The organism is Arenibacter flavimaris (genome assembly GCF_030291335.1).
Classification (GTDB): Bacteria; Bacteroidota; Bacteroidia; order Flavobacteriales; family Flavobacteriaceae; genus Arenibacter.
The window spans coordinates 174,659-199,863 of record NZ_JASWIM010000005.1; the positions used below are offsets into that span (position 1 = coordinate 174,659).

General features: G+C 40.3%; 20 protein-coding genes. 16 read left to right on the plus strand and 4 right to left on the minus strand.

Going from position 1 to position 25,205, the window contains the following annotated elements; translation table 11 throughout:
- Positions 1-58: 58 nt before the first annotated feature.
- Positions 59-751, plus strand: a complete 693-nt coding sequence (gene cmk / locus QSE00_RS06670; RefSeq protein WP_110357790.1) for a (d)CMP kinase — start codon at positions 59-61, stop codon at positions 749-751.
- Positions 752-846: 95 nt separating this feature from the next.
- Here cmk and QSE00_RS06675 read toward each other — a convergent pair whose 3' ends face one another.
- On the minus strand, positions 847-1,224 hold the full coding sequence (locus QSE00_RS06675; RefSeq protein ID WP_286105388.1) for a LysM peptidoglycan-binding domain-containing protein: 378 nt from the start codon (positions 1,222-1,224) through the stop codon (positions 847-849).
- A gap of 263 nt (positions 1,225-1,487) precedes the next feature.
- Here QSE00_RS06675 and rpsA point away from each other — a divergent pair, with 263 nt between their 5' ends.
- The 9 genes from rpsA (at position 1,488) to QSE00_RS06720 (ending at position 11,316) form a co-directional block, all read left to right on the plus strand.
- Positions 1,488-3,329: a 30S ribosomal protein S1 gene (gene rpsA, locus QSE00_RS06680; protein ID WP_110357788.1), complete on the plus strand. Its 1,842-nt coding sequence runs from the start codon at positions 1,488-1,490 to the stop codon at positions 3,327-3,329.
- A gap of 487 nt (positions 3,330-3,816) precedes the next feature.
- Positions 3,817-4,356 carry a bifunctional pyr operon transcriptional regulator/uracil phosphoribosyltransferase PyrR gene (gene pyrR / locus QSE00_RS06685; protein WP_031442958.1) on the plus strand — a complete coding sequence of 180 codons (540 nt, stop codon included), beginning with the start codon at positions 3,817-3,819 and terminating at the stop codon, positions 4,354-4,356.
- Positions 4,357-4,358: 2 nt separating this feature from the next.
- Positions 4,359-5,285 carry an aspartate carbamoyltransferase catalytic subunit gene (locus QSE00_RS06690; protein ID WP_110358309.1) on the plus strand — a complete coding sequence of 309 codons (927 nt, stop codon included), beginning with the start codon at positions 4,359-4,361 and terminating at the stop codon, positions 5,283-5,285.
- A gap of 7 nt (positions 5,286-5,292) precedes the next feature.
- Complete coding sequence (locus QSE00_RS06695) at positions 5,293-5,625, plus strand: ribonuclease Z (RefSeq protein ID WP_110358308.1); 333 nt, start codon at positions 5,293-5,295, stop codon at positions 5,623-5,625.
- Between the two features lie 144 nt (positions 5,626-5,769).
- The gene (locus QSE00_RS06700) at positions 5,770-6,675 is read left to right on the plus strand and encodes a ribonuclease Z (RefSeq protein WP_286105389.1); all 906 of its coding nucleotides are present in this window, start codon (positions 5,770-5,772) and stop codon (positions 6,673-6,675) included.
- Positions 6,676-6,982: 307 nt separating this feature from the next.
- A complete protein-coding gene (gene pdxH, locus QSE00_RS06705; protein ID WP_286105390.1) occupies positions 6,983-7,630 on the plus strand; it encodes a pyridoxamine 5'-phosphate oxidase in 648 nt (215 codons plus the stop codon).
- 220 nt (positions 7,631-7,850) lie between these two features.
- Complete coding sequence (locus QSE00_RS06710; RefSeq protein ID WP_286105391.1) at positions 7,851-8,333, plus strand: SixA phosphatase family protein; 483 nt, start codon at positions 7,851-7,853, stop codon at positions 8,331-8,333.
- A gap of 2 nt (positions 8,334-8,335) precedes the next feature.
- Positions 8,336-10,414, plus strand: coding sequence for a polyphosphate kinase 1 (ppk1, locus tag QSE00_RS06715; protein WP_286105392.1), 2,079 nt, complete (start codon positions 8,336-8,338; stop codon positions 10,412-10,414).
- A 14-nt stretch (positions 10,415-10,428) separates the two neighbouring features.
- On the plus strand, positions 10,429-11,316 hold the full coding sequence (locus QSE00_RS06720) for a Ppx/GppA phosphatase family protein (protein ID WP_110358303.1): 888 nt from the start codon (positions 10,429-10,431) through the stop codon (positions 11,314-11,316).
- Positions 11,317-11,468: 152 nt separating this feature from the next.
- Here QSE00_RS06720 and QSE00_RS06725 read toward each other — a convergent pair whose 3' ends face one another.
- A complete protein-coding gene (locus QSE00_RS06725) occupies positions 11,469-12,050 on the minus strand; it encodes a MiaE family protein (protein ID WP_286105393.1) in 582 nt (193 codons plus the stop codon).
- Between the two features lie 177 nt (positions 12,051-12,227).
- Between QSE00_RS06725 and QSE00_RS06730 the strand changes: the two genes are divergently transcribed.
- Complete coding sequence (locus QSE00_RS06730) at positions 12,228-13,097, plus strand: EboA domain-containing protein (RefSeq protein ID WP_286105394.1); 870 nt, start codon at positions 12,228-12,230, stop codon at positions 13,095-13,097.
- Positions 13,098-13,159: 62 nt separating this feature from the next.
- Here QSE00_RS06730 and QSE00_RS06735 read toward each other — a convergent pair whose 3' ends face one another.
- Positions 13,160-15,106, minus strand: a complete 1,947-nt coding sequence (locus tag QSE00_RS06735) for an auracyanin family protein (protein ID WP_286105395.1) — start codon at positions 15,104-15,106, stop codon at positions 13,160-13,162.
- A 5-nt stretch (positions 15,107-15,111) separates the two neighbouring features.
- The gene (locus QSE00_RS06740; protein WP_286105396.1) at positions 15,112-17,001 is read right to left on the minus strand and encodes a family 16 glycoside hydrolase; all 1,890 of its coding nucleotides are present in this window, start codon (positions 16,999-17,001) and stop codon (positions 15,112-15,114) included.
- Positions 17,002-17,419: 418 nt separating this feature from the next.
- Between QSE00_RS06740 and QSE00_RS06745 the strand changes: the two genes are divergently transcribed.
- From QSE00_RS06745 to eboE, 5 genes are all read left to right on the plus strand, one after another.
- Positions 17,420-20,770 carry a ThuA domain-containing protein gene (locus QSE00_RS06745; RefSeq protein ID WP_286105397.1) on the plus strand — a complete coding sequence of 1,117 codons (3,351 nt, stop codon included), beginning with the start codon at positions 17,420-17,422 and terminating at the stop codon, positions 20,768-20,770.
- Positions 20,771-21,016: 246 nt separating this feature from the next.
- Positions 21,017-21,925 carry a TatD family hydrolase gene (locus QSE00_RS06750; RefSeq protein WP_286105398.1) on the plus strand — a complete coding sequence of 303 codons (909 nt, stop codon included), beginning with the start codon at positions 21,017-21,019 and terminating at the stop codon, positions 21,923-21,925.
- Positions 21,925-22,824 (plus strand): UbiA-like protein EboC, encoded by a 900-nt coding sequence (gene eboC / locus QSE00_RS06755; RefSeq protein WP_286105399.1) that lies wholly within the window; start codon positions 21,925-21,927, stop codon positions 22,822-22,824. The genes QSE00_RS06750 and eboC overlap by 1 nt, the downstream gene beginning before the upstream one ends.
- Positions 22,825-22,834: 10 nt before the next feature.
- Complete coding sequence (locus tag QSE00_RS06760; RefSeq protein WP_110358296.1) at positions 22,835-24,016, plus strand: 3-dehydroquinate synthase; 1,182 nt, start codon at positions 22,835-22,837, stop codon at positions 24,014-24,016.
- A complete protein-coding gene (eboE, locus tag QSE00_RS06765) occupies positions 24,010-25,203 on the plus strand; it encodes a metabolite traffic protein EboE (RefSeq protein WP_286105400.1) in 1,194 nt (397 codons plus the stop codon). Before QSE00_RS06760 ends, eboE begins: the two co-directional genes overlap by 7 nt.
- Positions 25,204-25,205: the final 2 nt, after the last annotated feature.

Genomic DNA, 25,205 nt, shown 5'->3' on the forward strand with positions numbered 1-25,205 from the left:
TTAATTTTTAGGATTGTCAATACCGTGCAATTGGGCAATTCTTACTATTTTTAAACTTATGGGAAAGATTACTATTGCTATTGATGGATATTCCTCTACAGGAAAAAGTACTATTGCCAAACAGTTGGCAAAGGCATTGGATTACGTTTATGTAGATACAGGGGCCATGTACAGGGCGGTAACACTTTATGCTATGCGCGAAGGTTTTATTGGAGGCGAAACGGACGATCTGGAAGGATTGGTGGATGCCCTTCCCAAGGTGGACCTTAAATTTGTCTACAATAAATCCCTTGGGTTTTCGGAAATGTATCTCAATGGCGAAAATGTGGAGAAAGAGATCCGGACCTTGCCGGTTTCACAACAAGTCAGCAAGATTGCCACTATTGAGAAGATTAGATTGAAATTGGTGGGGATGCAACAGGAAATGGGTAAGGAAAAAGGCATTGTAATGGATGGTAGGGATATAGGGACCGTTGTATTTCCCAATGCCGAATTTAAAATTTTTATGACCGCTTCTCCAGAAACTAGGGCGTTTAGAAGATATAAGGAGCTTTTGGACAAGGGGGAGAAGGTCTCTTACAAGGAGGTGTTGAAGAATGTTCAAACCCGGGATTATATTGATTCACATCGAGAATTTTCACCCTTGAGAAAAGCCGATGATGCTATAGAATTTGATAACAGTGATATGGGGCTAAAGGAGCAATTGGAACGCATATATAATTTTGCGCTCCGTAAAATTGAAGGAAAATAATTTTTTTTGTTTGATCTTGAAAATATCAATTAGGGCGCAGTCCGGAAGCCTTGTGGCAAGAACCCTGACTGCGCCCTAATTAATTTATGTTTCCCTTAGTTGGGGATAACCAAAACTTGGTCTGGATGAATAACATCGGGATTTTTAAGGATATTGGTGTTTGCCTCAAAAATTTTCTTGTATTTCATAGGGTCGCCATAGTATTTTTTGGCAATCTTGCTTAGGGATTCCCCACTTTTTACGGTGTGTCTGTGGTAAACGCTTTCATCGGCCACGGTAATATTGGCTTGGATGTCCGAAGGATTTTCACCGCCCAGTTCCTTTATTTTATCCCACAAAAGATTTTTCTCATACTGGGTTGCAGCCTGGCCTTTTATTTTAAGGATACCCGCTTCCTCACTTACGTCACCGTCCTTTATTTTTAATTGCTCGCCCAGGTTTAAGACAGCTTGATATTTTGCTTTAACACTCATAATTGTATTTTTTTAACGATTAATATTTATTGCTTCAAGATAGGGATTCTAAGCATAGTTTTTATCAATTTTCAGAAAATAGTCAAGTAATTGTCATTCATCTCATTTTTAGGTTTGTAAAACCATTTTTTAGTTGTATTTTTGCACTCCTTTTTTAGCAAAGCATCGAGAGGAAAAAGGAACCAAAAGAAAATCAATATAACTTCTTTCGTGGTAATTGTTAGCTCTTGTAACTCCATGGAATACAAATTTATAATCAGCAAATGGCTGAAGAAAAAACATCAGTTGAGGTAGAAGAAACTACCGAAGCTACACAAGAAACAAAAGTAGAAACCCCAGCGCAGGATCCAAAAGAGTTTTTGGAGAATTTTGATTGGGACAAGTACGAGCAAGGAATAGAGCGTGTTGATGATTCCAAATTAAAGGAATTTGAAAGCTTGGTCGCAGAAAACTTTGTGGATACGGCAGATGAGGAAGTTGTACAGGGAACTGTAGTGTACCTTACAGAGCGGGAGGCGATTATTGATATCAATGCCAAATCTGAAGGGGTTATTTCACTAAACGAATTCCGATACAATCCAGACCTAAAGGTTGGGGATAAAGTAGAAGTGTTGATCGATATCCGTGAGGATAAAAGTGGACAGTTGGTGCTTTCACATAGAAAGGCAAGAACTATCATGGCTTGGGATCGTGTAAATGCGGCCCATGACAAAGAAGAGATTGTTAGTGGTTTTGTGAAATGCAGAACCAAAGGTGGAATGATCGTGGATGTTTTTGGAATTGAGGCATTCTTACCAGGTTCACAAATAGATGTTAAGCCTATCCGTGATTACGATCAATATGTAAACAAAACTATGGAATTCAAAGTGGTTAAGATAAACCACGAATTCAAAAACGTAGTTGTTTCGCATAAGGCGTTGATCGAGGCTGATATCGAAGAACAGAAAAAAGAGATCATCGGTCAATTGGAAAAAGGACAGGTACTTGAAGGTGTTGTTAAAAACATTACTTCTTACGGTGTCTTTATCGATCTTGGCGGTGTTGATGGATTGGTGCACATTACCGACCTATCTTGGAGCAGAATCAACCATCCTAATGAAGTGGTGGAATTGGATCAGAAATTGAACGTTGTTATCCTTGACTTCGATGAGAACAAATCTAGAATCCAGTTAGGTCTTAAGCAATTGGAGAAACACCCTTGGGATGCTCTTAGCGAAGATATCAAAATTGGAGACAAGGTTAAAGGTAAGGTAGTGGTTATTGCCGACTACGGTGCATTTATCGAAGTTGCAGAAGGTGTTGAAGGATTGATCCACGTTTCTGAAATGTCTTGGTCCACACATTTGCGTTCCGCTCAGGATTTCGTAAAAGTTGGTGACGAGGTGGAAGCTGTTGTATTGACCTTGGATAGGGAAGACCGTAAAATGTCTCTTGGAATTAAGCAATTAACTCCAGATCCATGGACCGATATCACTAGCAAATATCCTGTAGGATCCAAGCATAAAGGTATTGTTCGTAATTTCACCAATTTCGGTGTGTTTGTTGAATTGGAAGAGGGAATAGACGGGTTGATCTACATCTCGGATCTTTCTTGGACCAAGAAAATCAAGCATCCTTCCGAGTTTGTTACCGTTGGGGATACTTTGGAAGTTGAAGTATTGGAATTGGATGTGGATGGTCGTAAACTAAGTTTGGGACACAAACAGACCACAGAAAACCCTTGGGATAAATACGAAACCGAGTTTGCTTTGGATACAGTTCACAAAGGAGCTATAGCTGAAATAGTGGATAAAGGAGCAACCATCGATTTTAACGAGGATATCGTTGCCTTTGTACCATCTCGTCATTTGGAAAAAGAAGATGGCAAGAAATTGGTAAAAGGTGAAGAGGCCGAGTTCAAGATCATTGAATTCAACAAGGAATTCAAAAGGGTAGTGGCCAGTCATACCGCTATCTTTAGAGAAGAGGAACAACGCAATGTAAAAGCTGCCGTTAAAAAAGCTGCAGCCTCTGCTGATGAAGCGAAGCCTACCATAGGTGATGCCAACGAAGCATTACAGGCGTTGAAAGATAAAATGGAGGCTAACGACAAGAAAAAGAAGTAAGCTTTTAGGTTATTGATATAGAGGAGCCCTGGCAAATTGCCAGGGCCTTTTTGTTGGTAAAATTTACTGGTTTTGGATTCCTTTTGGGGTTTCTATGATCAATAGTTTTATTTAATAGGAGTAATTTAGTAAAACCAATGATTAAATTATTCTTTCATTTTACTCAATTGGTTGTTATTGATTTTTAATGGTATTCATGAATGCTACGCATTTGGGCGATGCAAAAAATGAACAGGACACAAACTTGAGATAGTAAATTATATTTTTTTGCAATTCGCACACAACTTTTGAGATTGATCCGTTTCTATTACAATTGTACATTCTTTTAGGGGTAGGCTTGGTTCCAATGCAAACCAAAGGTTTTCAGGGTGTTGTATATGGGTTCAAATTACTTATTTCCGATCTGTAAGGGTCTTTTGTTTTTATGGCGGCAATATTAAATAGAAATCCCTACTTTTGTAATTCAAAAGCATTGGCCAAATCATCTATGAGTCAAAAAGTATTACTTTCTTCCAAAGAAATAAATATTATCCTGCATCGCCTGGCTTGCCAATTATTAGAAAACCATCTCGATTTTAAAAATACCGTTCTCATAGGGATACAGCCTAGAGGGATATTTTTGGCTTCACGCCTTGCCAAGATACTTAAAGAGGATTATGGGGTAAAAAAAATAGATTTAGGATTCTTGGACATTACATTTTACCGCGACGATTTTAGGAGAGGCGACAAGACCTTGGAAGCCAACAAGACCAAAATCGATTTTCTAGTTGAGGATAAGAAGGTAGTTTTTGTAGATGATGTACTTTATACGGGCAGAAGTATAAGGGCGGCTTTAACGGCGATCCAGTCTTTTGGGAGGCCGTTGGAAATAGAGTTGTTGACATTGATCGACCGGCGTTTTAGTAGGCATTTGCCAATACAGCCCAATTATAGAGGGCGGCAAGTAGATGCTATAAATGGAGAAAAGGTAAAGGTAATGTGGGAGGAAAATGATGGAGAGGATGTAATATATTTAGTAAAGACATAGGTATGGGCGAATTAAGTGTAAAACACTTGTTGGGAATCAAGTATCTGAAGGAATCGGATATTCAGCTCATTTTTGAAACTGCAGATCACTTTAAGGAAGTGATCAACCGATCTATTAAAAAAGTTCCTTCCCTACGCGATATCACCATAGCCAATATATTTTTTGAAAACAGTACCCGTACACGACTTTCCTTTGAATTGGCAGAAAAGAGACTGTCCGCAGATGTTGTTAATTTTTCCGCAGCGCAATCTTCAGTAAAAAAAGGGGAGACCTTGATCGATACCGTAAATAATATCCTTTCCATGAAGGTAGATATGGTGGTAATGCGACATCCCAACCCCGGAGCGGGAATCTTCCTTTCCAAACACGTTAAGGCCTCTATAGTCAATGCAGGGGACGGTGCCCATGAGCATCCAACCCAAGCCTTATTGGATTCCTATTCCATTAGGGAAAAATTGGGGGACGTGGCAGGAAAAAATGTAGTTATCGTAGGGGATATCCTTCATTCACGGGTGGCACTTTCCAATATCTTTGCCCTGCAATTACAGGGCGCCAATGTAAAGGTGTGCGGACCTAGGACCTTGCTTCCCAAACATATAGAATCCTTGGGTGTCACTGTAGAAACCAATCTGAGAAAAGCGTTGAACTGGTGCGATGTTGCCAATATGCTGCGAATTCAGAATGAAAGACTCGATATTAGTTATTTCCCGACTACAAGGGAGTACACCCAGCAGTATGGGGTTAATAAAGCCTTGTTGAACAGTCTGGACAAGGAAGTTGTAATTATGCACCCAGGGCCCATTAACCGTGGCGTGGAAATAACCAGTGATGTAGCGGATTCCAAACAATCCATTATATTGAACCAGGTAGAAAATGGGGTCGCCATACGTATGGCTGTGATTTACTTGTTGGCGTCAAAAATTAAATGAAAGGCCTATGATTTTGGATAAAGAAGGAAATGTAACCACTGTGCTTCAAGAAAATATCTCCTTGAACAAGTTTCTATCCAATCTTAAGGAAATATATCCCAAAATTAAGAACGATCACATAATTGTGAACCTTTTTTCTTTTTCAAAACTGACCTCCAACGACGTTTTGGAATTTTTGGAAATCTCCAATGCCCATCGAAAGACTAAAAAATCCTTCGTCCTGGTAACTGGAAAAGTTTCCTATGACGAGGTCCCGGACCATATCTGTGTGGTGCCTACCATTCAAGAGGCAAAGGATATTATAGAAATGGAGGAGATTGAAAGGGACTTGGAACTTTAAGAATAAATAATTTATAAGTGATAGTGGAAGAAGGATTATAATTGTAATGATTGCCAAGTTTAGTGGGTTATCATTGTGGTTTGTAAGTCTTTTGAATATAACCAGGGTATAATCTTCCATTTTCCACTTCAATATTACCTTTTTATGAAGCTAACCGTATTGGGTTGTTACGCGGCAACACCAAGATCTTTTAACAATCCCACGTCGCAAGTACTGGAGATTAAGAATCAATTGTTTTTGATAGACTGTGGAGAAGGGACACAGGTGCAATTGCGTAAGAGCAAGATAAAATTTTCCCGTATCAATCATATTTTAATATCGCATTTGCACGGAGACCATTTTTTTGGTCTACCCGGATTAATATCTACTTTTAGGTTGTTGGGCAGGACCAATGAACTACATGTTTACGGCCCGAAGGGAATTAAGGAGGCAATTACCCTTTTTCTCAAATTGGGGGATTCTTGGACCAATTATCCACTTCTTTTCCATGAATTGACTTCAAATGAGCCAGAACGGATATTTGGGGATGACAAGGTGTCCATAACCACAATTCCATTGGAACACAGGATATATACCAATGGTTTTCTGATCAGGGAGGAGTTGGGAGAACGCAAATTAAATGTAGAGGCCGTTGCAAAGTACAAAATAGATAAATGTTACTTTCAAAATATTAAACTGGGAAAGGACATTACCTTGGACAACCAGGAAGTGATACCCAATGCCTTATTGACCTTTGATCCTCCTGCAGCAAAGAGTTATGCTTTTTGTAGTGATACGGCCTTTTCCCCAAAAATTGTTCCTTGGATCCAGAATGTTGATGTCTTATATCACGAGGCCACATTCTTGGAGACGGAAAAGAGATTGGCCCCCAAAACAAAACATTCCACCGCCAAGGAGGCTGCTACCATTGCCAGGGAAGCCAATGTAGGGATGTTGATATTGGGACATTTTTCAACCAGGTACCAATCTTTGGATCTCTTTAGGGAAGAGGCCAAAACCATATTTCCAAATGTGGAACTAGCGGACGACGGTAAGGAGTTTGAGCTATAGCCCAGGAAATAGCTGTCACTTTACAGGGGAGCCAATGAAGATCTAGATGTTGTACGACTTTAGGTCTAGGTCGGTAACCTCCAAATGTACCGGGTTTTTAACGGATACTTCTTGAAATTTCCCGTTTTGATAAAAGTAGAATGTATTAGCTTCCCGGGACCATTGGTAATCTACGTCTGCAAATTATCGTATGGGTCTTTCCCATATATATAGTGCTTAAAAAAACTCCACTTACTTTTCGCATTTCAGTTTGTTTTGTGCAATTTTGTATATTAACTTTTCGCGATAATAATATCCAAGAATACATATGCAAAAAGACCTAGGGAATTACAGGAAGTCCTATGAGAAAAGCTCTCTTACAGAAGAGGTTATTTCGGATAACCCTATGGAATTATTTCAAAAATGGTTTTATGAAGTTGAAGCTTCCGAAGGAGTGGATGAACCCAATGCCATGACGGTGTCTACCATAGGTTTGGACGGGTTTCCAAAGAACAGGGTGGTATTGTTGAAGAAATACACCTATGAAGGTTTTATTTTTTATACCAATTATGAAAGTGAAAAGGGCAGGGCCATTACCCAAAATCCCAATGTGTGTATTTCTTTTTTTTGGCCCAATATGGAAAGGCAGATCATTATAAAGGGAAGGGCGGAGAAAATAGCGGAAAATTTATCTGACGGATATTTTGAATCACGACCCGAGGGGAGTAAACTGGGAGCAATAGTATCCAAACAGAGCGAGGTGGTTCCGAGCAGGGAATATTTGGAAAGGAAATTAAAGGCGTTGGAGAAGGAATATGATAATAAGGAGATAGAACGTCCCAAATACTGGGGCGGCTTTATTGTAAAACCTATATCCATGGAATTCTGGCAGGGACGTCCCAATAGATTGCACGATAGGATACGCTATAGTATACAGGCTAATTTGGATTGGAAAATGGAAAGGTTGGCACCTTGACTTTTAGTAATACATTGGATTTGAATTGTCCTGGGGATGTGCAATTTATTTAAAGGAAATAAGGGAAACGGACGAATACAAAATTTGACAATTTTCCTAAAAGGCAATATTTTAAGTATTTAATGTTAGGGTGTAGTCTGTGATTACCGGTGGAGCCGGGGAGGCACACATTCTCAATTTTTAGTTTTCTTTTTTCAATAAATTTAAAGGATGTAAACGTATGAAAACGGTAATATTGGTAAGGCACGGAAAATCTTCTTGGGAATACAATGTTTCGGATAGGGATAGACCACTAATGGAAAGGGGGATAAAGGATGTGAATAAGGTGGCCAAGGAATTTTCGTCCAATTTAAACCATATTGATGCAGCTTATTCCAGTCCGGCCAATAGAGCCTTGCATACCGCTATGATTTTTTTAAGAGCCATAAATTATTCGTACACAAAATTTCAATTGTCCAATGACTTATATGATTTTTCGGGTGAGGATGTATATCGATTTATAAAAGGACTGAACAATGACAAGGATACTGTTATTATATTTGGACATAACGAAGCCTTTACACATATTGCCAATTCCCTTGGAAACATGTATATTGACAATGTTCCTACCAGTGGGCTGGTACAATTACAATTTGACACAAACGATTGGGGTACCGTAACAAAAGGTATTACGGTACGGACACTTTTTCCAAAACAATTATAAGAATGATCAAGAGTAAAAATCAATATATAAATAGAGAAATAAGTTGGTTAAGTTTTAATGAGAGGGTTTTACAGGAAAGTGCCGACAAGAATGTTCCTTTAATTGAGCGACTCCGGTTTTTAGGGATATTTTCCAATAACTTGGACGAATTCTTTAAGGTAAGGTATGCCACCGTTAAAAGAATAGTGGATGCTGGAAGATCCGGGAAAAGTGTTCTGGGCGGGGAAACAGCAAAGGATCTTCTCGAGGAAATCACCGAAATCGTAATTAAACAGCAAACCAAAAGCTTAAAGATATTAAGCGATATTGAAAAGGAATTGGAAACCCAGAATATTTTTTTGATCAATGAAAAAAAAATCACGGAGTCCCAATGTTCCTTTATAAAGAATTATTTTATCGAAAAGGTCAGTCCAGTTTTGATGACCATTATTTTAAACGACTTGGCCGGCTTCCCCATGCTAAAGGATACAGCGGCCTATCTGGCGGTAAAACTGATTTTAAAGAAAGAGCCGGGCAGCAAATCCAATGTCAGGGAAAAGCGATATGCACTAATAGAAATACCTAAGGGTATAGATCGTTTTGTGGTGTTGCCGAAGGAGGGCGATAAAAATTATATCATTATTCTCGATGATCTTATCAGGTACTGCCTGGGGAGTATTTTTAATATGTTCGACTATGAATCCATCTCGGCGCATATGATAAAAATTACCCGTGATGCCGAGTTGGACATGGATAATGACTTAAGCAAGAGTTTTATTGAAAAAATATCGTCCAGTGTTGAGCATCGAAAAATAAGTGATCCAGTGCGCTTTGTGTACGATAAGAGCATAGGTAAGGATACGCTCGATTTCTTAAAGGAAAAAATGGATATAGAGGACACGGATAGTGTAATTCCGGGAGGTAGATATCACAATAGACGGGATTATATGGGATTTCCCAGCTTGGGCAGAAATGATCTCATGTACGCTAAGATTACCCCACTTCCCATAAAGGGAATTTCATTGGAGGGCAGCCTTTTTGAGCGGATAGCGGAAAAAGATTTCCTGCAGTATACCCCATATCAGACCTTTTCTTACATTATCAAGTTTCTAAGGGAGGCGGCCCTGGATCCCAAGGTGAGAAATATCAAGATTACAGTATACAGATTGGCCGATAACTCCCAGGTGGCGGCCTCCTTGATAAATGCCGTAAAAAATGGAAAACAGGTAACGGTACAGATAGAGTTACAGGCCAGGTTTGACGAACAGGCCAATATTGAATATGCGGAACAGTTACAATCCGAGGGGGTAAAACTTATTTTTGGTGTGCGTGGCTTAAAAGTGCATAGCAAAATATGTCTGGTAGAGCGGGAAGAAGGGACACAAATTAAACGCTACGGATTTGTTAGTACAGGTAACTTTAATGAATCAACGGCCCGTATCTATACGGATTATACCCTATTTACGGCACATGATGGGATACTGAAGGAATTGAACAAAGTCTTTGATTTCTTTGAAACTACCTATAAGATCAATAAATACAAACATCTGATTGTTTCTCCGCATTATACCAAAAATGTGTTCAAGAAGTTGATCGATAAGGAAATTCAAAATGCCAAGGCGGGCAAGGAGGCCTATATCAAGATAAAAATGAACAGTTTTACCTCCTATAAAATGGTGGACAAACTGTATGAGGCCAGTAGGGCAGGAGTAAAAATTCAGCTTATTATCAGGGGTATTTGCTGTTTGGTGCCAGGGGTTAAGGGAATGAGTGAAAACATAGAGGCTGTTAGTATTGTGGATAAATTTTTGGAGCATCCTAGGATCTTCATTTTTGGAAATGATGGTAATTCCAAAGTATATATATCCTCGGCCGATTGGATGACGAGAAATTTGGATTATCGTGTAGAAGTTGGAGTACCTATTTATGATGGGGACGTTAAACAAGAGCTTTTGGATACCTTTGATATTTCTTGGAGGGATAATGTAAAGGCAAGGGTGTTTTCCGAAAAACATGATAATGCCTATAGAAGGAACAATAATCCCAAAGTGCGTTCACAATTCGCCACCTATGATTACTACCTTAATAAATTGAATTCCTAAAAAAAACAGCTACTTTGAAAGTTCGGAAATATGCGGCCATAGACATAGGCTCCAATGCCATACGGTTGCTTACCCATAACGTAATTGAAGAAGAAGGGAAAGATACCCTTTTTAGAAAAAGTGCCTTGGTCCGATTGCCAATTAGGTTAGGGGAAGATGTATTTAAGAATGGAACTATTTCCAAACGTAATGAAGAGCGGTTGTTGAATGCTATGAAGGCATTTCAGCTCTTAATGGAAGTACATGGGGTGGAGAAATATATGGCCTGTGCAACTTCGGCTATGAGGGAAGCGGATAATGGACAGCTGGTTATAGACAATATCTTAGAGGCCACAGGAGTACAGATTCAGTTGATAGATGGGGAAAGGGAGGCTTCTATTATAGCTTCCACAGACCTTAAGAATCTGATTAGGAAAGATGAAACTTATCTTTATATAGATGTGGGAGGAGGGAGTACCGAGTTCACTGTTTTTTCCGAAGGGAAGATAAAAATTTCGGAATCCTTTAAAATTGGAACTGTTCGGCTCCTAAATGATATGGTAGATGATACCAAGTGGAATGAATTGGAACACTGGCTGAAGAAACACGTGAAGGGACTTCCCAATTTATCGATCATTGGTTCTGGAGGAAATATTAATAAATTACATAAAATGTCTGGTAGAAAGGAGGGGGAGTCCCTTTCCTATATTTGGTTAAGGGCGCAATATCATTTTCTGACGAGCCTGACATTTGAAGAAAGGATTTCGGAATTGGGACTAAATCCTGATAGGGCGGATGTAATTATTCCTGCAACACAAATTTTTGTCTCCTCCGCCAAATGGGTCGGAGCCAAAAAAATTCATGTTCCTAAAATAGGCTTGTCAGACGGGATAATAAAAACACTGTACTACGCCAAAGAGTAAGGATTTCCAGAACAACTTATAGGTTTATTAGTGAAACTCTATTTTGAGAAGTCGGTAAGACGCACTTAAAATTGTAAGTTGAACTAATCCCGCCTTTTTCGGCGGGATCTAGGTTCAATACCTTTTGTTGACCTTATTTCCAGGAAGCCAATTTAACCGTGTACGGTTTCAGAAGTACCTAGATCCTTCATGATAGATGCTTCATATGATAATAATGCATCCCATTTTTGGTCCACTTCCTTACGATCCCCATACTTGCGGGCGAAGTTTAGGAACATAGTGTAATGACCTGCCTCACTGATCATTAGTTTGTGGTAAAAATCAGCAAGCTCCTTGTCCTTTAATTGCTCGGATAATAATCTAAAGCGTTCACAGCTTCGGGCTTCGATTAATGCGGCATATAACAAACGGTGCACCAATTGGGTGGTTCTGCTGCCACCTTTGGGGAAAAATTTTAATAAGGCAACAACATATTCGTCCTTTCTGTCTCTTCCAAGTGTTTTTCCACGATCCAATATTCGGTCGTGAACCATTTTAAAATGTCCCATTTCCTCCCTGGACAAGGCTATCATTTCTTGGGTAAGTTCTGTGTATTCGGGAAAGCTAACAATCAATGAAATAGCCGTACTTGCGGCCTTTTGCTCACAATAGGCATGATCTGTTAATATTTCATCGATATTTTTCTCAACAATGTTGACCCATCTTGGGTCTGTGGGTAATTTTAAACCTAACATAGCACAATTTTCTATTTCAAAAATAGAAAGAATACTATAAACCGCGGTAATTTATGCTGATATAGTTTTATATTTAAACCTTCTTTGTAGACAGGGTGGAATCATATGAATTGCTCATGGTCTTACTAAACGTAATATTGAAATTTATAGTTTAACACGGAATAAATATATTGTAATATGTTGTTTAAAAATATCGGTACCCAGCTTCTGAAAATTTTAAAGGATAATGTGGACAAAGAAAACAGACAATGGCTGTTTTCGAAAATTGAAGGTATTGTGGAATCAGAGTCTACAAAGGATTTGTATCTGACCTATAGCTTGGTGCCCGCGAAAATTAAATCTGAAAAAGATCTTTCGCTTTTATTGGATGATAAGGAATTAAAGGATTACCTAGAAGTTCAACATGCCAATCTTCAGCAGATAGGTAGAATTTATTTGCTTTATAAGGTATTGGAGGCCAAGGAAGAATTTTTTAAGGCCAAGGTGGCCAATATTATTGAGGTGGCGGATAAGGGCGAACTTGAAACCTTCCTGAAATTTTTGGTATTGTTGCCCCATCCTGAAAACTATAAAGTACAGGCAGTGGAAGCACTTAGGACCAATATCTCTACCGTTTTTGATGCTATAGCGTTAAACAACCCGTATCCTGCGCTTTATTTTAATGAACAGCAATGGAACCAAATGTACCTTAAGGCAGCGTTTATGCAGCAAAATCTAAATGAAATAGTGCAGGTGGAAAAAAGGGGGAACAAGGAACTTGCAAGAATTATTTCGGATTACGCCCACGAGCGTTGGGCGGCATCAAGGGAGATAGATCCCTGCTTTTGGAGGCCTGTGGGCAATTTTATGAACGACAAACTCCTAAAGGATATGAAACGGTTATTTGCCAGTGAAAATATGGCCGAAAGAAAAGCGGCCGCTCTTTGTTGTTACCATTCCAATTCAAGTGAGGCCAAGGCAATGTTGGATGGGTATTCCGAGCTCGTAAAGGGAATTGAAAGTGGAAATATTACCTGGGGCAACATAAAGAATAGGACTGTGTTTTAAAAATAAAAGAGCGGCTCAATATTGCCATTGAGCCGCTCTTTTTTTTGATTTTTTTTAAAATATTACTTCTTCAATGAATTGATCCACCCGGCAATTTTAAGGGCTTCATCTTTGGGCACATGGGGCATAGGTGCCATGGGGGTTGCGTATTCAGGCCAATTTTTGGGCTGTGGGTTATATATTAACTCCACTATTTTTTCATTGTTATAATTGCGTTTTGATATCTCGGTAAATGAAGGCCCAATGACCCTCTTTTCCTTATGGTGGCATGCCACACAAGTGTTGGACATCAAAAGTGGCTGTACTTCGGTGTCCGACAATACCTTGTTCTTGACTGAAGGTTTTTTTGGAGCCGGTTTCCTAAAGCTGACAGCTTTTTTTAATAAACTACTTCGCTTGGTGGAGAGTTCGGATGCGGGAGTTAAAGCTCCTTCAGGTATATTATTTAGGGTGTAGTACAAGGTAGGATGTAAAATGGTGTGACCGGATTCCTTGGCTTTTACCCCGGGCAACATAATTTCGTGGACATAGTATTGCCTGATATTGTCAATGACTATGCGGACCTTCATGCCATCATCACTCACTTTTACCCCTTTAATCTTAATTTCCTCAATATTTGTCTGTGGACTACCGTAGGCTGCATGATATTTATAAATGTAACTTTTTCCGAAATAGGAATCCAGATCCTCGGCCGAAGCTTTGTCCACGGGCAAAGTAAATTCAATTTCAAAACCATCGGGCGTGGCGCTTACAGTTTTCATTTCAAAAGGGGTACGTCCGGTCCAGGTTAAATATTCCAGACCAGAATTGGTGGTGCCGGCAGAACCCCAACCTCTGTTGGTCTCCCCTACGAAAAGCTTTCCATCATTATCAAAATCCATACGCATCACACCTGACTGAAAACCTGCTCTGAAATCGAAGGCTACACCCTGGTATTCTCCCTTCACTTTTTCCAAGACTACCCTCATTATCTTACTCTGCCCCATGTCGCCCACTAGTAATTGTCCTTCAAATGGACCAAATTTACCCTTGGTTTCATCGACCCTGATTTCGGAATTGGATATGCCCAAAATACCATGTGGCAATATGACCGCAGGTAATTTTAATTCGGGGAAGGATTTTTTTATTTCATAGGCAAAAGCTGGATTTTTTTCGTCCATGATGTTTTCAGGCTTCACATAACGCCCATTTACCTTGACCTGCCTTTTATCCAATTTGCTATAGAATTCGTCCTCGGTAAGTTTAATTGGAGAATCCTCATGCCCGGTCCATCTAAGTCCGGCCGGATGTCCGGCAAAGGCACCTTTTGGAAGATGCCAAATAGCGCCTGAACCTACCCAGTCTCCTTGATTGTCCGTGTAAAACAATTCCCCGTCTACCAGGCCATAACCTGCTGGGGATCGCATACCCGTTGCCCAGGGTTCCATTTTTCCATCTTCGGTGATTTTCATGGTCCAGGCCCTCCAGGGTACCCTGCTTTCCCCTCTCCACCATTCTTCATTTCCGAAGGCCACATTGGCCGTTACAAAAAAGGTATTGTCCGGAGCCAATACCGGACCAAAGGAATACTCGTGGTAGTGGGTAGAAATAGGCCAAGCATATATGGTCTTGTACTCATCTGCCACGTCATCACCGTTGGTGTCAATTAGTTTGGTCAACTCTCCTCTTTGGGCAGTATATAGGGCTTGGTCATGATAGGCCAATCCTAAAGGTTCGTGCAATCCGGAGGCGAATTTTTTAAAAGTTGGGGATACTCCATTGGCCATGGATGGATTTTCAATAATCCAAACATCTCCCCGTCTGGTGCAAACAGCAAGTTTTCCATTGGGAAGGGACAACACCCCTCCTCCTTCCATCTGGATGCCCTCGGGCGTTGGTACCGTAATTAACCTGTAGTAGTCATCCTCGGTTGGTGCATTTTGTGCCAAGAGGGTTGTGGCTGATAAAAATAGCGTAGCACAACATAATATGCCTATTCCTCTAATTGTATTTTTCGTAATGGTTCTCATATTTCTTACCAAATTATTTCATATTTAATAGTGCTTCCATCCACAGGAATAATTAATTCCGTCTCATTATTTACCTCCCTAATAATAGGTTCCTGACCGGATAATACGTTTATGTAGAATTGGTGATCATTGATGTCAAAAGACCCGTCTGCCAATTTTTTGGCCTTTCCGGAGGCAATCTTATAGTACCAATTGGGTTCCCCTATTTTGGAAAAATGCACCTCATTGATAAAATGGGTGTTTTTGTCATTGGGGTAAACCCTGTTCTCCACAGCAACACCTTTATAGGTGTATTTAAAGATTGGAAGACCATTTTCTGGGTTCATGCTATATCCTCCGGATTTAAATTCGGGAGCGCTTCCCTTTCTTGGAAACGGACTTTGTAAATCGCTTAGAGCGGATAAAGGTTGGTTTAAAAAAGTCCATAGGACCGCACCATTTGGCCTAAAGGAGCCATCACCTCTACTATGCCACATGGGGGTGGCATCAACAAAGTTGCCACGCCACATACCAACGAGATTTTCCGTCCCCATATCATATACAAAATTTAAGCCTTTAGGAGTCCCTACACCAATGGTGTGGGAAAGACGCTCCTGGTTACCTCCAAAACTTACAAAACCCCTTAGCATTCGTGGTGTAGCCTCTGCATTGACCAAAATAGGGGAAACGGAATTTATTTTTGGTGGGTAGGAATCGTAAACGTGGAAGGTTTTTGGATTGGTTTGTTCCGTTGAAATTGATAGGCCTAATCTCGGGGCCCTCCAGCCCGCATTTTTTATATTGATCAAAGTAAATGCATGGTCTCCCGCAGATAAAGAAACAGATTTTTCCAATTCTTCCTGGGCGCCGGTGGAGTTATTTGTGGCTATGGTTTTACCATCCAGGGAGAAGGAGATGCCTCCGGTATATCCAATGGTAAAGATATAATTGCCCGCTTCCGGAACACTAATGCTTCCTGAATAGTGAAGGCCATAACGATCTTCCTCCTCTACCACATTGACATCTATTAGTTTTCCGGATTTCTTTTCGGAGGCCTCTGCAGCTTCCAAATCTTCCAGACCTTTAAAATCGCCTTTATAGGTAACGTAACTTAAATTGGTCATGGTGACCCCGGACTCTTTCAAGAGTTGATACTTTATATTCCTAAAGGCCATAGGACCATGATCTCCTTGGATCATTAACGGGCCCATTGCGGTTTCTTCCGTGGAGATAGGACCTCCAGTAGGTAAAGGTACCTCTACATTGCTATGGATCAAGACATCGTTCAAGAATACGGAAACAAATTTTGCATTGGCAATTTTATTTCCGACATCATCAAATTTAGGGGCTTCAAAATGAATTTTGACCTTTTGCCATAAACCAGGGGCTTTGGCAGGATTGCTCAAAGGTGTAATGCCTAAGAATTTCTTGGAAGGTTCTTCTTCCCAGTTCCGATGGATGCCTCCAAAATCATAGGAGGTAGGATTCATAACGCCCCAGCTATCCTTTATTTGAAGTTCATACCTGCCTTGTAGGTAAATACCCGAATTTGATCCATTGGGAATTAAGATCTCCATTTCCAATTTTATATCACCATGTTCCCATTTCGACAAAAGATGGTCTTTTTGGGTAAAGGTGTAATCGTTGAACAAAACACCTGTTCCAGGTTCTGTATGGATAGGATGTAAGGTTTCTTTAGACTTTTTTAGTTTGCGTTTTTCCTTCTTGGTTAAAATAGCCGGTGCTGGATCTTGATGGGTGTGGACTGTTATGTTCCTGTCTGCAACGACATCACCTACTATTTTCCAATTTTCGGAGGGGTCTTTAAACTCGTTTAAATTTTCTAAGGATAATGGCTCTTGTGCCAAAAGGATAAAACCAGAAAATAAAAAGAGTATTGATAATTTGATTTTCATTTGGTTATTTTGGGTTTCTAATTTATAGGCCTTAAAAGTATCACATAAATTATTTTAAAGAGGGACTAAAATTATTTTTTAACATTTGGACATGGCCTAGGTAGGGCTTTCAAAAGAGTGTTTTTTTAGCCGGTACCTAAAGAATTATTGGTGGATTTCGCACTGTGCCAATTGCCTATGGATAAACGTAACCTAGGTATTAAATGCCGGTGGTCCTTAATCGTATTTTTTCACTGGTTTGTATAAAAATCTTTTCAAATGATTTAAATTGCTGCATTATTGTGGGTAAAATTGAATTTAAGGCAAAAAAAGTATTTGTAATAGTATAATTTGTTTTTAGCTAAGGTGTTTTTAAGATTAATGTTAAGTCTACCTGCGATACCTTAATACAAGGGTTATACTGAATAAATTAATTAAAATGGGTAATATTTTAAAGTTGGCAATGGGACTAATCCTAGTTTGTTCCCTGGCTTCATGTACTTCGAAAGAGACCAGAATATTGGTGTTTAGTAAAACGGAAGGATTTAGGCATGGATCTATTGAGGCTGGTGCGGAGGCATTGAAAAAATTGGGTACGGAAAATGGATTCTTGGTAGACGCAACTGAAGATGCGACCTATTTTACCGAAGAATTATTAAAGCAATATTCCGCAGTTGTATTTTTAAATACCACTGGTGATGTATTGAATGAGGTACAACAGGCAGATTTTGAGAGATATATTCAAGCTGGTGGGGGATTTTTGGGAATCCATGCGGCGACGGATACTGAATACGCCTGGCCTTGGTACAATAAATTGGTGGGGGCCTATTTTAAGGGACATCCTAGAATTCAAGAGGCAAGGTTGAATATTGTGGATAAGAACCACCCAGCTACCCAATCTATGTCCGATACCTGGATGAAGACGGATGAATGGTATAATTTTAAGGATATCAATCCGGAAATTAAGGTGTTGGTAGAAATTGACGAGACCAGTTATGAGGGAGGGGAAAATGGGGAACACCATCCTATTTCTTGGTATCATGACTATGATGGGGGTAGGTCTTTTTATACTGAAATGGGACATACGGATGCCACTTTTGAAAATCCTATTTTTTTAGATCACCTATTGGGTGGTATTAATTATGCTATAGGGGATACTGCCTTGGATTACAACAGGGCCAGGACCGAAAGGATCCCTGAGGAAAACAGATATGTTCGCAAGGTGCTCGATTTTAACTTGAACGAGCCAATGGAATTGGAAGAATTACCGGGTAGGGGGATTTTGTTCATAGAGCGCCAGGGTGCCTTGAAGCTTTACGATTTTAAGGAGGAAAAAACAAAGCAATTGGCCCAGTTGGACCTGTTTTATGGCAATGAAGATGGGTTATTGGGTATAGCAGTGGACCCCGATTATCAGAATAATAATTGGATCTATCTATTTTATTCCGCCCCTGGTGAAAAATCGGAGCAACGAATATCTAGATTTACCTTGGCGGGGGATTCCTTGGATATGGCCTCAGAGAAAAATCTATTGACCATACCTACTCTTCGCAAATGCTGCCACAGTGGCGGAGCTTTGGAATTTGGACCGGACGGTAATTTGTTCATTGGTCTGGGAGACAATACCAACCCCTTTGAATCCTCTGGTTATGCACCCATAGATGAACGGGAGGGCAGAGCCTTATGGGACGCTCAAAAATCGGCGGCCAATACCAATGACCTTAGGGGAAAGATATTGAGGATTAAGCCGGAGGACGATGGAACTTATTCCATACCGGACGGGAATTTGTTCCCGGTTGGTACCCCCAATACAAGACCGGAAATATATGTAATGGGGTGCCGTAACCCCTTTAGATTTTCAATAGATAGTGAAACTGGGTATCTCTATTGGGGAGATATTGGACCCGATGCCGGTAAGGGCGATCCCAATCGGGGACCACATGGAATGGGTGAATTTGACCAGGCCAGAAGAGCTGGAAATTGGGGGTGGCCCTATACCCGTGGCAATAATCAGGCATACAATGATTATGATTTTACCACGGAAACACCCGGTGAAAAATTTGATCCTTCCAAACTAATAAACGATTCCCCGAATAATACAGGATTAAGGGAGCTTCCGCCCGCACAGGAATCAATGATATGGTTTTCGTACAGTGCTTCGGAAGAATTTCCTTGGTTGGGTACTGGAGGGGTAAACCCTATGGCGGGCCCAATTTATCATGCTTCCAACTATCCCAATGCTACCAATAAATTTCCTGAATATTTTGAGGATAAGATTTTATTGTACGAATGGATGAGGGACTGGATCTATGTGGTAACCCTAGATGAAGATCACAACTATGTTAAGGCAGACCCTTTTATGCCCAGCGATGAGTTTTCCCATCCAATGGATATGCTTTTTGCTTCGGATGGCAACCTTTATGTGCTGGAATATGGACAAAAGTGGAATTCACAAAACATGGATGCCCGCTTAAACAGGATTAGTTATGTTAGTGGAAATCGCAAGCCGGTTTCCCGAATTACCTCGGATAAAATGGTTGGTGCCCAACCTTTAACCGTGAATTTTTCAGGGAGTGCTTCCGAAGATTTTGATAGGGACCGGTTGCGGTATGAGTGGTATTTTAATTCTGATGAGGTTCAAGATACCTCAATGGAGCCAAGTTTTACCTTTAATGAACCCGGAAATTATACGGTTCGTTTAAAGGTGTCGGATGAAGCTGGAAACACGGATACATCCACCCACAAAATATTGGTGGGCAACGATATTCCCGAATTAAAAATTGAATTGGATACGCAGAACAGAACTTATTGGGACGGGCATAAAGTAGCCTACAAAGTTGTTGTGACCGATAAACAGGATGGCAGTACCCTTGATGGTACCATTGACCCTAAGGATATTAAGGTCACTTTTGATTATATTCCGGAAGGAGAGGATATGGTCAAGGCCACGATTGGACATCAACAGAACACCATACCGGAAGGTAAATTAATTATGGACGATACGGACTGTAAGGCCTGTCATGCCATTAATATAAAGGTAAATGGGCCTTCGTACGAGGAAATAGCGGCGCGCTATACTGCCAAAGACAAAAATTACCTGATAGATAAAATTATCAAAGGAGGCTCGGGGGTATGGGGAGAAAGTATGATGTCCGCACACCCACAGCTTAAGGTGACTGAAGTAGATAAAATAGTTGATTATATTCTTTCATTAAATTCGGAAATTGGCAAGGATGATGATCTATTGCCTATTCAGGGCGAAGTTGAATTTAATTCGCATCAGGCCAAAAATAGCCAAGGAAAGTATGTGTTAATGGCTTCCTATACGGATAAGGGAAGTAAAGAGCAGCCCGAATCTTCACTTTCGGTGAGAGATCAAATCGTTTTTAAATTTCCAAAGTATGTAGGAGCCAATGCCGATGAAAAAAGCGGGGGATTGAGCAATTGGGAGGTGGAAGGCGACCGGGTTGTTGGGTCCATTAAAAATAATTCCTATTTGAAATTCAATGACATTGGCTTGGAGGGTTTAAAAAAGATAGAGCTGTACATGTATTTTGGGGCCGATTACCCCTACGAGGGCAAAGTGGAGATTAGGGAAAACAACCCTGACGGCAAATTAATTGGGGAAAGCTCCCTAAAGTATTATAACAAGGAGAAAGGGGCAAAGAAGAACTTTCTTATTCCAGTGAAGCCCACCAAGGATTTTGATGCCCTCTGCCTTGTTTTTAAAGGTACAGGTGACAAGGAGCAAATAATAGCCAATTTTAACGCCATGATATTGAAGTATTAGACTGGTTGTTGGATAGGTTGTATATGGGATTTTTACGGACTACGGAGAAGTCAACAGTTCGCCTTACTGTTAAAACACTTTTAAAATGGACGTGTTATAATCGTTATAACCCATTAATTAATTAACTTTATCGGTTGGAGTTGCCTTCGATATGGGGATTTTTACCATATTTGGACCTTGTTCCCAATGGCCAGTAACACAATGGAAAAATAGAAGCGTTTATCAATAAAAGAATATTGAAATATTATGGAAGAGAAAATGATGATTATAGACCCGCATGTACACATGACCTCCAGGACCACCGATGATTATGAGGCAATGGCCGCTGCTGGGGTAGTGGCTATTATAGAGCCGTCGTTTTGGTTGGGTCAGCCACGTACACAGGTAGGGTCGTTTCAAGATTATTATAGCAGCCTTGTGGGGTGGGAGCCTTTTAGGGCCAGTCAGTTTGGAGTACATCATTATTGCACAATAGGGTTAAATTCCAAGGAAGCCAATAATGAAGCCCTGGCGGAACAGGTAGTTGAATTATTGCCATTGTATGTGCACAAGGAAAATGTAGTGGCCATTGGAGAAATTGGTTATGACGATCAGACCCCTGCCGAAGACAAATATTTTAGAATGCAGTTGGAGTTGGCCAAGGAGTTGAATATTCCGGTACAGATACATACCCCGCATAGGGATAAAAAGTCGGGTACCTTAAAAAGCATGGAAGTTTGTTTGGAACACGGTCTGGATCCAGGTATGGTTGTTATAGATCACAACAACGAAGAAACCGTTAAGGATGTATTGGATCGCGGTTTTTGGGCGGCCTTTACGATTTATCCAAAAACCAAAATGGGAAATGAAAGAATGGTGGAAGTAGTAAGAAACTTTGGAAGTGATCGTATTATTGTGGATAGTTCTGCGGACTGGGGCGTTAGTGATCCCTTGGCGGTGCCAAAAACAGCTTCCCTCATGTTGAAAAGGGGAATAGCTAAATCTGATGTGGTTAAAACCTGTTACCAAAATGCCTTGGATATTTTTGGAAAAAACGGTAAAATGAAAGAATCCGATTGGTTAAACCCACAAGGCATCAATCAAACCAAATTATATAACGACAATAGTGTTTTGCGAGGGCAGGAGCCCAAGGTGGATACGGATAAAATAGTATAATGAATCCTGTATTGAAAGGATATTTAAGGCTCGCCAGACCAGCAAATTTACCTACAGCCGCCGCCGATGTTTTGGCAGGTGTGGCTATTTCGGGTGTATTTACCGGAGTTTTTTCCAATATGGAATGGAATTCCAGTATGGGCGATATACTATTGTTGGTATTATCCTCTGTGTTTCTATATGCTGCCGGTGTTGTTCTCAATGACGTCTTTGATCATAAATTGGATAAAACAGAACGACCGGAAAGACCCATTCCATCCGGATTGATTTCGGTTCAATCTGCCGCAATCTTTGGTGGGGTGTTGCTGAATTTGGGAGTTCTATTTTCTTTTTTGGTAGGCTCTGTAAGTGGTATGGTAGCTGTAGCATTAGGACTCTTTATTCTTTTGTATGATGGCCTGGGGAAACACCATTCCTTCTTTGGACCTCTTAATATGGGAGTTTGCAGAGGTTTAAACTTACTTTTGGGGATTACCTTTTTGGGAGATTTCAGTCACTGGGTGTATTTTATATTTCCTGTATTGTACATAGCGGCCATAACCCTTATTAGCAGGGGCGAAGTGCATGGACACAATAAGAACCATATAATTTTTGCAGGGGGGCTGTACAGCTTGGTGATTGTGGGGATTATTGTTCTTTTTTCAATCTCCGGTCTAAATTTATTGGAGGCCCTTCCATTTTTATTGTTGTTCGCTTTTTTAATATTTAGGCCTTTGTTCAGGGCATATGCCGAAAATTCACCCAAGAACATAAAAAAAGCGGTCATGGTCGGGGTAATATCGATCATTGTTTTGGACGCGACCATGGCCGTGGGATTTTCACATTGGTGGGTCGGGCTGATTATACTATTACTATTGCCCCTATCTATTTTTTTATCAAAACTGTTCGCAGTTACCTAACGTTTTAAGTATGTCACATTATAAGCCAATAGAGCAATCCTTTAAAGTATCTTATGAGTATAAGTTACATTTTACGGAAAATATATTTAGTTTGGACAACCCCTTGTTCAAGGATATTATTAAAGGGTATAACAAGAAGGGGGATGTAAAAGTACTTTTTGTTATAGACAGTGGTGTTCTGGCCTGCCACCCAAATTTAAGTGACGAAATTACTTCCTATTGTTCACAAAATAGTGCTGTATTACATTTAACCGAAAAAATTGTGATCACTGGTGGGGAACAGTGTAAGAACGACTACGGCAATGTAGAGCGGATATTGAATGCCGTAAATGACAATCGAATCTGTAGGCACTCCTTTGTTGTGGCCATTGGCGGAGGTGCTATTATAGATATGGTGGGATATGCAGCCGCTATAGCCCATAGGGGGGTGAAGTTGATAAGAATTCCTACCACGGTGCTTTCCCAGAACGATTCGGCCGTAGGAGTGAAGAATAGTTTTAACATTTTGGGAAAAAAGAATTTTTTGGGAACTTTTTCTCCAGCGTATGCCATAATTAATGATAGTGATTTTTTAACCACCTTAGAGCAACGCGATTGGATTTCCGGCATAGCGGAGGCGGTAAAAGTAGCTTTGATAAAGGATGCGGTATTCTTCGATTTTATTGAGGACAAAAGTGCCCTACTCCGGGCACGTGATATGGAGTCTATGGAATATCTGATTTATCGCTGTGCGGAGATGCATATGGAACATATAGCCCAAGGGGGAGATCCTTTTGAAAGTGGTTCTTCCAGACCATTGGATTTTGGCCACTGGGCCGCCCATAAACTGGAATATATGACCAATTATCAACTAAGACATGGTGAGGCGGTTGCCATTGGTATGGCCTTGGATTTGGTGTATGCCCACTTTATAGGGTTGATAAGTAAGGAGACGCTGGACCGTATTTTGACAGTGCTGGAACAAATAGGGTTCAATTTACACATCCCTATTCAAAAGGATGGTGATTTGGATGATTTGCTGAACGGTATTCAGGAATTTAGAGAGCATTTGGGCGGGGAACTTACTATTACCTTGATATCAAAAATAGGAGCTAAACACGATGTACATGAAATTGATATTTCCACCATGGAAAAAGCAATCGTGTGGTTGAACGAAATGTATAAACCTAAAGTATCCAATACCATATGTTAATACAAAATAAATACCATCTTAGCTATTGTAGCAACATTCATCCAGGGGAAGATTGGGAACAGACTTACCATAGCCTAAAAACATATCTTCCCAAAATAAAGAAGGAGGTTGCCCCTGAATCCCCTTTTGGTATTGGACTGCGTTTGTCCAACCAGGCAAGTTTGGGGCTTGATGAAGGTAGTAATTTGAAGGATTTCAAGGATTGGTTGGACCAAAATCAATTCTATGTCTTTACCATGAACGGATTCCCATATGGAAATTTTCATAACGAAAGGGTAAAAGATATGGTACATGCCCCGGATTGGACCACCCAGGAAAGATTGGATTATACGGAGCGACTTTTTGATCAATTGGCATTTTTGATTCCCGACGGAATCTCAGGAGGTATCTCTACCTCTCCTGTAAGTTATAAGCACTGGCATTCTTCTGATAAGGCATTGGACAAGGCCTTTACAACTGGAGCCGAAAGTATGGCGAAGATTGTTTTGCAGTTGGAGCAAATTGAAAGGAATACTGGTAAATATCTGCATTTGGATATTGAGCCGGAACCAGATGGTATGATAGAGAATAGCGATGAGGTTCTTTATTTTTATGATACCTATTTGATTCCCATAGCTACCCAAAAATTGATCGCAGTCTTGGGATGCAATAAGGAAAAGGCCAGGGATTTAATTCTAAGGCATATAACGGTTTGTTATGATGTGTGCCATTTTTCCCTAGCCTATGAGGAACCGGAGTATACATTGGCAAAATTCAAGAGTGCTGGGATAAAGGTTGGTAAAATACAAGTGAGCTCGGCGCTGAAAATCCTTTTTGAAGAGGGTGATAATGAGGCTATATGGCACTCGCTTAGTCAGTTTAACGAGCCCACCTATCTACATCAGGTAACCGAAAAGATTGGTAATAAGGTGGTGACCTATAGGGATTTGCCTGAAGTTTTGGAACAGCGATCCCATGCCAAAGAGCTAAGATCCCATTTTCATGTACCTATTTTTTTGGAAAGGTACGATCATTTATTTTCTACCCAGGACCAAATTCTTAAGGTGTTGGAATATTTAAGAAAAGATCAATTTTCGGATCAATTGGAGATAGAGACCTATACTTGGGATGTTTTGCCCAAAGGGCTCAAAACAGAACTGTCCAATTGTATTGTCCGCGAAATTGAATGGTTACAGAGTAAAATTTAAGG